Source organism: Streptomyces cinereospinus, assembly GCF_042430725.1.
In the GTDB taxonomy this organism is placed as follows: Bacteria; Actinomycetota; Actinomycetes; order Streptomycetales; family Streptomycetaceae; genus Streptomyces; species Streptomyces cinereospinus.
The window spans coordinates 30,456-42,793 of sequence record NZ_JBHMCY010000069.1; the positions used below are offsets into that span (position 1 = coordinate 30,456).

General features: G+C 72.1%; 10 protein-coding genes. 1 reads left to right on the plus strand and 9 read right to left on the minus strand.

Annotated features, from left to right (window positions below):
* Positions 1 to 27 precede the first annotated feature (27 nt).
* The gene (locus ACFF45_RS28060) at positions 28 to 174 is read right to left on the minus strand and encodes a hypothetical protein (RefSeq protein WP_381349397.1); all 147 of its coding nucleotides are present in this window, start codon (positions 172 to 174) and stop codon (positions 28 to 30) included.
* 11 nt (positions 175 to 185) lie between these two features.
* Positions 186 to 875, minus strand: a complete 690-nt coding sequence (locus ACFF45_RS28065; RefSeq protein ID WP_381349399.1) for a hyaluronoglucosaminidase — start codon at positions 873 to 875, stop codon at positions 186 to 188.
* A gap of 890 nt (positions 876 to 1,765) precedes the next feature.
* Here ACFF45_RS28065 and ACFF45_RS28070 point away from each other — a divergent pair.
* The gene (locus tag ACFF45_RS28070; protein WP_381349400.1) at positions 1,766 to 2,131 is read left to right on the plus strand and encodes an NTP pyrophosphohydrolase; all 366 of its coding nucleotides are present in this window, start codon (positions 1,766 to 1,768) and stop codon (positions 2,129 to 2,131) included.
* Positions 2,132 to 2,163: 32 nt separating this feature from the next.
* On the opposite strand, the gene ACFF45_RS28075 is transcribed toward ACFF45_RS28070, so the two are convergent.
* The 7 genes from ACFF45_RS28075 to rok7B7 form a co-directional block, all read right to left on the minus strand.
* Positions 2,164 to 3,636 carry an ArnT family glycosyltransferase gene (locus ACFF45_RS28075; RefSeq protein ID WP_381349401.1) on the minus strand — a complete coding sequence of 491 codons (1,473 nt, stop codon included), beginning with the start codon at positions 3,634 to 3,636 and terminating at the stop codon, positions 2,164 to 2,166.
* 73 nt (positions 3,637 to 3,709) lie between these two features.
* Positions 3,710 to 5,233, minus strand: a complete 1,524-nt coding sequence (locus tag ACFF45_RS28080) for an amino acid permease (protein WP_381349403.1) — start codon at positions 5,231 to 5,233, stop codon at positions 3,710 to 3,712.
* Positions 5,234 to 5,384: 151 nt separating this feature from the next.
* Complete coding sequence (gene dxs, locus ACFF45_RS28085) at positions 5,385 to 7,307, minus strand: 1-deoxy-D-xylulose-5-phosphate synthase (protein WP_381349404.1); 1,923 nt, start codon at positions 7,305 to 7,307, stop codon at positions 5,385 to 5,387.
* A gap of 189 nt (positions 7,308 to 7,496) precedes the next feature.
* Positions 7,497 to 8,792, minus strand: a complete 1,296-nt coding sequence (locus tag ACFF45_RS28090; RefSeq protein WP_381349405.1) for a sugar ABC transporter permease — start codon at positions 8,790 to 8,792, stop codon at positions 7,497 to 7,499.
* The gene (locus tag ACFF45_RS28095; RefSeq protein WP_381349407.1) at positions 8,789 to 9,580 is read right to left on the minus strand and encodes an ATP-binding cassette domain-containing protein; all 792 of its coding nucleotides are present in this window, start codon (positions 9,578 to 9,580) and stop codon (positions 8,789 to 8,791) included. The genes ACFF45_RS28090 and ACFF45_RS28095 overlap by 4 nt, the downstream gene beginning before the upstream one ends.
* A gap of 204 nt (positions 9,581 to 9,784) precedes the next feature.
* On the minus strand, positions 9,785 to 10,888 hold the full coding sequence (locus tag ACFF45_RS28100) for a sugar ABC transporter substrate-binding protein (protein WP_381349411.1): 1,104 nt from the start codon (positions 10,886 to 10,888) through the stop codon (positions 9,785 to 9,787).
* 132 nt (positions 10,889 to 11,020) lie between these two features.
* The gene (rok7B7, locus tag ACFF45_RS28105; protein ID WP_381349408.1) at positions 11,021 to 12,232 is read right to left on the minus strand and encodes an ROK family transcriptional regulator; all 1,212 of its coding nucleotides are present in this window, start codon (positions 12,230 to 12,232) and stop codon (positions 11,021 to 11,023) included.
* Positions 12,233 to 12,338 lie beyond the last annotated feature (106 nt).

The window sequence follows — 12,338 nt, forward strand, 5'->3', positions numbered from 1 at the left end:
TGGTGGCGGGGGCCCTCCGGCGTTCCCTCAGCCGCCGGCCGGTGCCGCGGCGTCCAGCCTGGCCTTCAGCTCGGCGTTCTCCGCCTCCAGCAGGGCGATGCGCTTGCGGGCGAAGTACAGCTCCATGACGGCGTCCTGGAATTCGGCGACGAGTTGCTCGGGGGTCAGTTCCATCGCGACGCCCCTTACGCCGGTGCGAGCCGGGTGACGGTGCCGTTGCCGCCCTTCCAGTACAGGGCTCCGGCCTGAGCGTAGAGCGAGCCGCCGCCGGCCGAGGCGGGCGCGTTGGTCGGTGCCGCGTCGACGTCCGCGAGCCGCACCGCGCCCTCGGCGAGCAGGGCGGACGGGGCGTCGGCCGACTGGACCACGTGGAGCTGGGACTGCGGCGTGGCCCCGCGGGCGATGCCGATGCCGGTCCGGCCGGTGCCCTTGACCACGAAGTCGTCCAGGCCCTCGTTGTTGCGCAGGACCAGCAGCGCGCCCTTGGTCGGGCCGTCCGTCGCGGTCAGGTAGATGCCCTGCGAAGCGGTGCCGCTGACCTTGAGGTCGATCGACAGGGCGGAGGCGCTCGCGTCGGAGCCGTCGGCGTACCCGTTGTGGGAGATCTTCAGCGTGCCGCGGCCGGTCTCCTTGCCGCTGAGGTACATGGCCGAGGTGTCCGGGTTGGCCGAGGTGACGTTCAGCGCCACCGCCTCCCCGGACGTCGCCTTCTGGTTGACGGTGACGGTGTGCGCCGTCGTCGAGCTGCTGAGGAAGTTGGCCGGCGCCGTGTAGTCGGTGTACTCGCCGACCGCGACCGCTTCCGTGGCGCCGGCGGCGACGGTCACCGCGCCCGCCGTGAAGCCCCCCAGGAACACCCTGCGTGCCAGTGGCATGTGTCCTCCCCTTTTCATGGCGAATGCACGTCCGATCGCGGACGTACGCGGGTGATCATCGCTCACCGCGCAGCCGTGGACCACCCCCGGCTGCGCTCCGCCGGGCGCGGGCCCGGCGGGTGCCGGACCGGCCGCCGGGCCGCCGGCGCCGGCCCCGGCTCGTCCTTCTGCCGGGCCGGGCGCAGTGCGCCGTCCGGTGCGAGGGTCGCCGCGACGACGCGGCCCGCGCCGTCCTCGGCGAGGGCCACCCGGGAGCCCGCCGGCTACGGCGGCCCGGACCCGGTCCACCACAGGCCCGCCGGCCGGCGGCGTACGGCTCGGCGCGGCCCGGCCCGCCCGTGACGGCGGCGAGTTCCTCGTCCACCGCGGAGCCCTTCAGGTCGTGCCGGCCGTCCGGCCGCCGCGCTCCTTCCGGCTGACGGTCCGCACGCTCCCGCCGCGGTCGCACACGAGGACGTGGACGCGTCCCTCGGCGTCCACGGCCACGGCCGGCGTCCCGGTCCGCCGGCCCCTCACGCCGGGGTGGCCGATCGGCAGCCGGTCCAGCGGGGCGAGGCGCGGGCGGAAGTGCGTGCAGTGCAGGCGCCCGCCTCGCGGCCCGACGTGGGCCGCCGGGCCGCGAGACGCGCGGGCCCGTCGGCTCCCCGGCCGGCGCGAGGCCGGGCAGCAGCCGCTGGGCGCCGCCCGCCGTGCGGGACGGCAGCCGGGCGCCGCCCGGACGGCGCTCGGCCCGGCGCCGGGCGGTCCCGCAGGCGGAGCGCAGGCGCTGATCCGCCCGTCGCGGCCCCGCGTCAGCCGGGGCCGTTCACCGCACCGGCCATGGACGCGCTCCTCCTGCCGGCGGGCGCCCCCCGGACTCCCCGGCGGCGGTCCGTGCGACCCTGGGTGTCATGACTGCCCCGCTCCTGGTCATCGTGGACGCCGCCAACGTGGTGGGTTCGGTACCCGACGGCTGGTGGCGCGACCGGCACGGCGCGGCCGAACGCCTGCGCGACCGGCTCGCGGCGGACGGACTGCCGGGCCACCCGGGGGCGGTGGACATCGTCCTGGTGGTGGAGGGCGCGGCGCGCGCGGTGCGGTCCGTGCCCGGTGTGCGGGTGGAGGCGGCGCCCGGAAGCGGCGACGACCGCTTGGTGGACCTGGTCGGCGCGGCCGGCGACCGCCCCTGCCTGGTCGTCACGGCCGACCGCGAACTCAGGCGGCGGGTGACGGCCCTGGGCGCGCAGGTGACCGGGCCGCGGGCGGTGCCCCGCTAGTGCCGCGGCCCGAGCGGCGGTACGCCCCGGCCCTACGGCTGTCCCGCGCCCCCGGCCACCCGGGCGTACAGCACCGCCCCGTCCACCTCCCCCACCTCCGCGTACCCCGCGTCCAGCACCCCGCGCAGACTCGGCAGCCGCCGCGACGCGTACGGCTTGCCGCGGGAGTCGTCCACGATCAGGGCCGGGGCACGGGCGGCGAGTTCCGCGCGGAAGGTCGGCCAGGCGCCCGCGACGCCGTACTTCTCGCCGACCCGGGGGCCGTCGCGGCCGCCGCTGTAGTTGGTGAGGAGGCCCGCGGTGAGATAGCGGCTGGCGGGGGCTCGGTCGGCGAGCCAGTACGTCTCCGGGTGCATGCCCCAGACGAGGACGCGGTCGCCGGGCGCGGTGCGGCGGGCGGTGGCCTCCGCGAGCCGCTGGGCGTGGGCGAGTTCGGGGCGCGGCGCGAGCAGGCCCCAGGCGAGGAAGAGGGCGCAGCAGCAGGCCGAGACGAGGACGGCGGCCAGCACCCGGTCGCGGGGCGCGGTCCGCAGCCCGGCCGCCGCCAGCAGGGCGAGCGGCGGCAGGAGTTGCAGGTAGTAGTGGCCGAAGAAGTGGAAGCCGGCCAGCACCGCCCCGGCCGAGGCGGCCAGCCACAGCCACAGTTCCCCCGTCCCGGCGCGGGCCGGGCGCGGCATCCGCAGCACCGGCGGCAGCAGCCCCGCGCACCCCACGGCCACCAGCGCGGTGTTGGCCAGACCCCGGGCCAGGACGTGCAGTTCGGAGCCGGTGACGGCGGCGTACGCCGCCGAACCGGTCACCGTCCAGAACAGGAACCCCGCCGGGTCGGTGACCAGGGCCGCGCACAGCACCGGCACGACGACGCCCGCCGCGAGCCGCGCCGGCCCGCCGCGCGTGCCGCCGCCCGTGCGGACGTACAGCCACAGCACCGGGAGCAGGACGGCCGCCCCGGTCTGCTTGACGAGGAAGGCCCCGGCGACGGCCGCGCCCGCCGCGGCCCAGCGGCGCCGGTCCGCGCACCACATCGCGGCGGCCGTGCACGGCAGCATGAACACCTCGAAGCCGGCGGCCTGTGCGTCCTCCGGGTTGAGCCCGACGGACACCAGCAGGTACAGCACCCCGGCGGTGCGGCCGGCCCGGTCGCCCCAGCGGCGCCGGGCGAGCGAGGCGAGCAGGACGGCGGTGAGCAGCTGCGCGAGCACCGCCAGGGCGCGCACCGGCGCCAGCGACTCGGATCCGGCCAGCGCGAAGGCCGCCTCGTACAGCCACGGCACCAGCGGCGGCTTGCGGTCCACGACCGTCTCGTACAGCTCTCCGCCGTGCGCCAGCATGCGGGCCTGTACGGCGAGGTAGCCCTCGTCGGGGCTCCACAGCGGCCGGGCGAAGGAGGGGAGGCGGGTGAGGCAGGCCAGCGCCGCCAGCAGGGGCAGCAGCCGTGTCCAGTAGCCGTGCGCCCTCCCCGAATCGACTACGGAGCGTGGCGGGGAGAGGAGCTCGACGCGCATGGGCCGTACGGTATACGGCTTCACATGTCAGACCGAAACCGGACATAAAAGGCAGACAATCGGACCGATTCACTCACTCCGTGTCGCCGGGGCGCGGGTGGGTGACCTCCTCGACCGTGGTCTCCTCGTGGCGGCCGAGGCGGCTGTGGGAGCGGCCGTACAGGAAGTAGACGACGATGCCGATCGCCATCCAGACGGCGAACCGGACCCAGGTCTCGGCCGGCAGGTTCAGCATCAGCCACAGCGAGGCCAGGACCGACACGACCGGGAGTACGGGCACCCAGGGGGTGCGGAAGGCGCGGTGCAGGTCGGGACGGGTCCGGCGGAGGATGATCACGCTGAGCGCGACGACCACGAAGGCGAACAGGGTGCCGATGTTCACCAGTGCGGCCAGCTCCTGCAACGGGGTGAAGCCCGCGAGGATCGCGATGAGCACGCCGAGCAGGATGGTCGGCCGGTGCGGTGTCCTGAACCGCGGGTGGACGCGGGAGAAGAAGCGCGGCAGCAGCCCGTCACGGCTCATCGCGAAGAAGACGCGGGTCTGGCCCAGCAGCAGGATCATGCAGACGGTGGTCAGGCCGACGGCGGCGCCGAAGCTGATGAAGCCCGCGAACCAGGGGTGCCCGGTGGCCTTGAACGCGTCGGCGAGCGGGGCGTCCACGGACAGCTCGCTGTAGTGCTGCATCCCGGTGACGACGATCGACACCGCCACGTAGAGGGCGGTGCAGATGAACAGCGAGCCGAGGATGCCGCGGGGCATGTCGCGCTGCGGGTTCTTGGTCTCCTCGGCGGCGGTGGCCACGATGTCGAAGCCGATGAAGGCGAAGAAGACCACCGAGGCGGCGGTGAAGATGCCCATCACGCCGAAGTTGGCGGGCGCCCAGCCGAACATCAGCTGGACGAGCGGCGCGTCCAGGCTCTGCCCGGCGGGCACGGGCTGCGGTTCGGGGACGAACGGGTCGTAGTTGCTGCCGGTGATGAAGAAGGCGCCGGCGATGATCACGACGAGGACGACGGTCACCTTGATGGCGACGACGACGGAGGTGACCCGGGCGGAGAGCTTCATGCCGACCACGAGGATGGCGGTGAGCACCAGTACCAGGGCGGCGGCGAGGACGTCGAAGCCGAAGCCGTCGGCGCCCTCCCGGGTGCCGAGCGCCTCGGGCAGGCGCCAGCCCGCGTTGTCCAGCAGTGAGGCGACGTACCCCGACCAGCCGACCGCGACCACCGCCGTGCCCAGCGCGAACTCCAGGACGAGGTCCCAGCCGATGATCCAGGCGGGCAGTTCCCCGAGGGAGGCGTACGAGAAGGTGTACGCGGAGCCGGCCACCGGGACGGTGGAGGCGAACTCGGCGTAGCAGAGCGCGGCGAGGGCGCAGACGACGCCGGCCACCACGAAGGCCAGCGCGACGGCCGGTCCGGCGTTGTTCCTGGCGACCGAGCCGGTGAGGACGAAGATGCCGGTGCCGATGATCACGCCGACGCCGAAGACCGTCAGGTCCAGGGCGGACAGCGACTTCTTGAGGGCGTGCTCCGGCTCCTCGGTATCGAGGATGGACTGCTCGACCTTCTTCGTCCGGAAGAGGGTGCTGCTCACGGGGTACCTCCCACGCTTGTCGTCCTCGACATGATCGAGAGGGGGCTCAGTCCGTATGCCCCCGCGCGAGCAGCCTCACGCGAACAGGCCGGTTCCGCCACTCCTCACAGTGGTGGAACCGGCCCATTCAGAGGTTCCCGGTGGCGCGGGATCAGTCGCGCGCGGCCTCGATCTCGTCGGCGGCGGTCCGCTCGTAGCGTCCGTCCAGCCGGGAGACCAGGCCGGTGACCTGGCGGGCGATGTCCGGGGCGGTCAGCCCGATCTCCGCCATGACCTCCGCGCGGGAGGCGTGGTCGAGGAAGCGCGGCGGGATGCCGAAGTCGCGCAGCGGTACGTCGACGCCGGCGTCCCGCAGGGCCTGGGCGACGGCCGAGCCGACACCGCCGACACGGGAGTTGTCCTCGACGGTGACGACCACGCGGTGCCGCTCGGCGAGCGGGGCCATGGCCTCGTCGACGGGCTTGACCCAGCGCGGGTCGACGACGGTGGTGGAGATGCCCTGCCGGTCGAGCAGCGCGGCGATCTCCAGGCACATCGGGGCGAGGGCGCCGACCGAGACGAGCAGCACGTCGGGGCTGGTGGTGCCGGGCTCGCGCAGCACGTCCATGCCGCCGATCCGGCCCACGGCGGGCACGGCCGGGCCGACCGCGCCCTTGGAGAAGCGCACCACGGTCGGCGCGTCGTCGACGTCGACGGCCTCCCGCAGCTGGGCGCGCACCTGCTCGGCGTCGCGCGGGGCGGCGAGCCTCAGGCCCGGGACGACCTGGAGGATCGACATGTCCCACATGCCGTTGTGGGAGGCGCCGTCGGTGCCGGTGATGCCGGCCCGGTCGAGCACGAAGGTCACCCCGCACTTGTGCAGGGCGACGTCCATCAGGACCTGGTCGAAGGCGCGGTTGAGGAAGGTGGCGTACACGGCGAAGACGGGGTGCAGGCCGCCGGCGGCCAGGCCCGCCGCGGAGACCGCGCCGTGCTGCTCGGCGATGCCGACGTCGTACACCCGCTCGGGGAAGACCTTGGCGAACCGGTCCAGGCCGACCGGCTGGAGCATCGCGGCGGTGATGGCGACGATGTCCTCGCGCTCCTTGCCGAGCTCGACCATCTCGTCGCCGAAGACGGAGGTCCAGTCGGCGCCGGAGGAGGCGATCGGCAGGCCGGTGTCGGGGTGGATCCTGCCCACGGCGTGGAAGCGGTCGGCCTCGTCCTGGAGGGCGGGCTGGTAGCCGCGGCCCTTCTCGGTGAGGCAGTGCACGATGACCGGGCCGCCGAAGCGCTTGGCCCGGGAGAGCGCGGACTCCAGCGCCTCGATGTCGTGGCCGTCGATCGGGCCGACGTACTTCAGGCCGAGGTCCTCGAACATGCCCTGCGGCGCGATGAAGTCCTTCAGGCCCTTCTTGGCGCCGTGCAGGGTGTCGTAGAGCGGACGGCCGACGACCGGGGTGCGCTCCAGCACCTCCTTGGTGCGCGCCAGGAAGCGCTCGTAGCCGTCCGTGGTGCGCAGCGTGGCGAGGTGGTTGGCGAGACCGCCGATGGTGGGGGCGTAGGAGCGCTCGTTGTCGTTGACGACGATGACCAGGGGGCGGTCCTTGGCGTCGGCGATGTTGTTCAGCGCCTCCCAGGCCATGCCGCCGGTGAGGGCGCCGTCGCCGATCACGGCGACCACGTGGTCGTCGCGTTCCAGCAGCTGGTTGGCCTTCGCCAGGCCGTCGGCCCAGCCGAGGACCGTGGAGGCGTGGCTGTTCTCGATGACGTCGTGCTCGGACTCGGCCTGCGAGGGGTAGCCGGACAGGCCGCCCTTCATCTTCAGCCGGGAGAAGTCCTGCCGGCCGGTGAGCAGCTTGTGCACGTAGGCCTGGTGCCCGGTGTCCCAGAGCACCTTGTCCTTCGGCGATTCGAACACGCGGTGCAGGGCGATGGTCAGCTCGACCACGCCGAGGTTGGGGCCCAGGTGGCCGCCGGTCTTGGAGACGGCCTCGACAAGGAAGGTCCGGATCTCCTCCGCCAGCTGGTCCAGCTCCTCCAGGCTGAGCCGGTCCAGATCGCGCGGTCCCGTGATGCGGGTCAGCAGCGGCACCCGTGCCTCCTTGCAGTAGAGCTGTTCGAGCTGTTGCCGGGCCAGTCGAGTCTAGTGTTCCGCCCAGGCCCCCGTTGCCAGGGCGGTGCGTCATAGGTCACGCGTTCCGCTCTACCCAGCGGAGGGCTCTCCTACGACATGGCTGTGCCCGGCACCCCTGGGGTGCCGGGCACACTGCGGGCGGTGCGGCTAGGCGCGGCCGGCCGTCTTCTGGGTCTTGCGGGTGATGGAGTCGATGACCACCGTGGTCAGCAGGACGCCCGCGGTGATCATGTACTTCACCGGCTCGGCGATGGACTCCAGCTGGAGGCCGTACTGGATCGAGACGATCACCAGCACACCGAGCAGGGCGTTCCAGGTGCGGCCCCGGCCGCCGAAGAGGCTGGTGCCACCGATCACGGCCGCCGCGATGGCGTTCATCAACAGGTCACCGGTGCCGGCGCTCTGGTTGGCGGACGCGATCTTCGACGCCAGGAACAGGCCGCCGATCGCGGCGAAGCCGCCGGAGATCGCGAAGACCGAGATGCGCACCGCGGTGACGTTGATGCCCGCACGCCGCGACGCCTCGACGCTGCCGCCGAGCGCGAAGACCTTGCGGCCGTACGTGGTGCGGCGCAGCACGAAGTCCGTGCCGACCAGGAACACCAGGAAGATCACGGTGGCCAGCGGCAGGCCCTTGTACTGGTTGTACATGAACGCCGCGGCGAAGGAGACCACCGCCAGCAGCACCGTGCGCAGCAGGGTGTCGCTCATCGGCCGGGACGGGACGCCCGCCGCCTCGCGGCGCCGGTTGCCGAGGAACGAGGTGATGAAGAAGATCGCGGTGACCACGGCCGCCAGGCCGTAGGCGGCGGCGACGTCCGTGAAGAAGTACGTGGTCAGCTGGCCGATCAGGCCCTCGCTGTCCAGGTTGATCGTGCCGTTCTCGCCCAGCGTCTGGAGCATGAAGCCCAGCCAGAACAGCAGTCCGGCCAGCGTGACGGCGAACGCCGGGGCGCCGAGCACCGCGAAGAAGAAGCCGTGCGCGGCGCCGATGGCGGCACCCGCGACGACGGCGAACAGCACCGCCGCCCACTCCGGCCAGCCCTGGTTCACCGCGAGCACGGCGGCGATGGCGCTGGACGCGCCGCTGACCGAGCCGACCGACAGGTCGATCTCGCCGAGCAGCAGCACGAAGACGATGCCGACCGAGATCATGCCGGTGCCGACCATCGTGACGGTGATGTCACTGATGTTCTGCGCGGACAGGAACGCGGAGTTCAGGCTCTGGAAGACGACGCAGATGACGATCAGGCCGATGACGACCGGGATGGAGCCCAGTTCGCCCGCCTTCATCTTGCGCTTGAACTCGCCGAGGTAGCCGGCCAGGCCCTGCTCGCGCACCAGCAGCCGGGGGTCGACCGCGGTCACCGCGGCGGCGGCCGCCTCGGGGTTCTCGACGGCGTGCGCGTCCGCCGTCGGCGTGGAGGTCTTGTCGGTGCTCACTGGGAAACCTCCCCGTTCGTGCGCGCCGCACGGCGGGTCACGGCGTTGTCGGTGGCGCCGGTGATGGCGGAGATGATCTCCTCCTGCGAGGTCGTCTTGACCTCGAAGACGCCGTTGTTGCGGCCGAGGCGCAGCACCGCCACCTTGTCGGCGACGGCCTTCACGTCGGCCATGTTGTGGCTGATCAGGATCACGGCGTGGCCGCGCTCCCGCAGCCGCTCCACCAGGTCGAGGACCTGGGCGGTCTGCTCGACGCCGAGGGCGGCGGTCGGCTCGTCGAGGATGACGAGCTTGGGCTCGCCGAGCATCGAGCGCGCGATGGCCACGGTCTGGCGCTGACCGCCGGAGAGCGAGGCGATCGGGATGCGCACGCTGGGGATGCGGATGGAGAGCGTGGTCAGCAGCTCGCGCGAGCGCCGCTCCATCTCGACCTCGTCCAGGACGCCCCACTTCCTCAGCTCACGGCCGAGGAAGAGGTTGCCGACGACGTCGATGTTGTCGCACAGCGCGAGGTCCTGGTAGACCGTCGCGATGCCCAGGGCCTGGGCGTCGTGCGGCCGGTTGATCGACACGGCCTTGCCTTCCCATTCGATGACGCCCTCATCGATGGGGTGCACGCCGGCGATCGTCTTGACCAGCGTGGACTTTCCGGCGCCGTTGTCGCCCACCAGGGCGACCACCTCACCGGCGTGGACCTCAAGCTCTACGTCGGTGAGCGCCTGGACGGCACCGAATCGCTTGGAGACCCCGCGCAACGCCAGCACGGGCGTAGCGGACACGTGAACCATCTCCTTCGCCGCCTGACCCGGCGGGAGGTTGTGCAGAAAGACTGGGGGGATGTTCCGTCCGGCGCCCCGCTACGAGCTTGCGGGGCTGTGTATGACGCGAGGCGCCGGAGGAGCCTTGGGGTGCGGCCGTTCCGCGGGGAACCCGGGGACCGGGTTCCCGTGGTCCGGGAAGAGCCCCGTGGACCGGGAAGGGCCGGGACCGGACTAGGCGCCGATGCCGAGCTCGTCGCAGGCTGCCTTGTAGTTGCCGGTGCAGATCTCGTCGGCGGTGTAGATGCCGTCCTTGATCACGGTGTCGTTGATGTTGTCCTTGGTCAGGGAGACCACCGGGACCAGGACCGAGGGGACGTCCTTGGCGCTGTCGCTGGAGACCTTGTCCTTGGCGAGGGCGCTCAAATCCTCGCCCTTGGCCAGGGCGACCGCCATCTCGGCGGCGACCTCGGCCTCCTGCGGGTAGGACTTGTAGACGCTCATGAACTGCTCGTCGGTGATGATGCGCTGCACGGCGGCGAGCTCGGCGTCCTGGCCGGTGACCGGGATGTCGGCGATGCCGGCGGCCTTCAGGGCGGTGATGATGCCGCCCGCCATGCCGTCGTTGGCGGAGTAGACGCCGGCGATCCTGTCCTTGCCCAGCGCCGAGATCGCCGACTCCATGTTGGCGTTGGCGTTGTCCGGCGACCACTCCTTGGTGTCGAACTCGCGGCCGATCTTCACCTTGCCGTCGAGAACGGAGTGCGCGCCCTTCTTGAACTGGGCGGCGTTCGGGTCGGTGACCGAGCCGTTCATCATGACGATCTGGCTGTCCTCGGCCTCGGCGCCCAGCGCCTGCAGCAGGGCCTCGCCCTGGGTCCGGCCGACCTCCTCGTTGTCGAACGAGGTGTAGGCGCTGATCGGGCCCTCGGCGAGGCGGTCGTAGGCGACGACCTTGATGCCGGCGTCGGCGGCCTTCTGCACGGAGTTCTTGATCGCCTTGGCGTCCACGGCGTCCAGGATCAGCACGTCCACCTGATTGGTGATCATGGTGTCGACCTGCTGCGCCTGGAGGTTGGCGTCCTGGCGGGCGTTGTTGTACTGGATCTCCGCCTTGTTGTTCGTCAGCTCCTTGATCTTCTTCTCGATCAGCGGCCGGTCGAACTTCTCGTAACGCGCGGTCTTGTTCTCCGGCAGGAGCAGGCCGACCTTGATGTTGTCGCCCGTGGCGGCGGAGCTGGTGGCGTCGCTGTCGCCACCCGCCTCCTCAGCACTGCCACAGGCGGCGAGCGAGACGGCCATCGCACCGGCGGCGACGACGACGGCGGCACGACGCATACGCGTGTTCACTTCATAACCTCCCTGACGAGGCCGCGTCGTTGCGGCCGAGGTGGCTGGAAGTCAACTCGGCCGCACGTGCGACGTCAAGAAGTAAATCCTTAACGGGTTGGCAACGGTGCCATCCGTTCTCTAAGTGAAGGCAGGTGTGACCGTCGGGAACACGCCAGTGGCACTCCCGTCCAAAAGCATCGAATCGCCCATCTCGCCGAGAGCCAGGGCGAGCGCCCCGAGCACCTCCGCGCGGCCCCCAAGTGCCCCGGGAAGCACGGACAGTTGACGCGCGGCGCTGGGGATGGCGTAACGCCCGACGGACTCCCTGATCGGCCCGAGCACCAGCTCTCCGGCCTCGGCGAGATCACCGCCCAGGACCACCCGGCTCGGGTTCAGCAGATTGCACAGGTTGGCGACTCCGCTGCCGACGTGACGGCCGACGTCGGCGACCACCCGACGGCAGCCCGGGTCGCCGTCCCGCGCCAGCCGTACGACGCCCTCCATGGTCAGGTCGCTGCCGTGGCTCGACTGGAGGAGCGGGAGCACGTACCGGGCGGCCGCGAAGGTCTCCAGGCAGCCCCGGTTGCCGCAGCGGCAGACGGGGCCGGACTCATCGAGCGTGATATGCCCTATTTCTCCGGCCGTGCCGCCCGGACCGCGGTAGATCTTCCCGTCGATCACCAGGCCGGCGCCGACACCGCTGGCGACCTTGATGTACGCCAGGTCCCGCACGCCCTTGCCGCTGCCCCACACCAGCTCGCCCAGGGCGCCCAGGTTGGCGTCGTTGTCCACGTGCACCGGTACGCCGAGCCGCCCCCGCAGCTCCTCGGCGGGCCGGGCGCCGGTCCAGCCGGGCAGGATGGCGGTCGAGCCCAGTGTCCCGGACTCCACGTCGATCGGCCCGGGCACGCCGAGACCCACCCCGGCGATCTTGCCCCGGTCCACGCCGGTCGCCGCGATCAGCCGGTTGACCAGCTCCTCCGCCCGGTCGAAGCCCTGCGCGGCGGAGGCGTCGACGTCCAGTGGCTCGGACTCCTCGGCGAGCACCTGGTGGGCGAGGTTGCCGACCGCGACGCGCAGGTGGGTGTGGCCGAAGTCGACGCCGATGACGATCCCGGCGTCACCGCTGAGCGAGACGCTGCGGGCCCGGCGGCCCCCCGCGGAGGTGGGCGTGACCTCGACCGTTCCGCCGTCCTTGAGCTCGCGGACGATGTTGGAGACCGTCGCCGCGGACAGACCGGTCGCCCTTGCGATCTCCGCCTGGGTGAGGGATCCGGCCAGCCGTACGGCTCGGACCACACGTTCCAGGTTGGCTCGGTGCAGCGACGACTGCGACCCCGGAGTCTCCACGACGACCTCCTGCGCGCGGGACCGCAGCGATGAGGCCCCGTCTATGTCCAACTAGTACTCCAGTGCGGTTTCGTGATCTATCCAGCGGGTTCGCCGACGGCTCGTC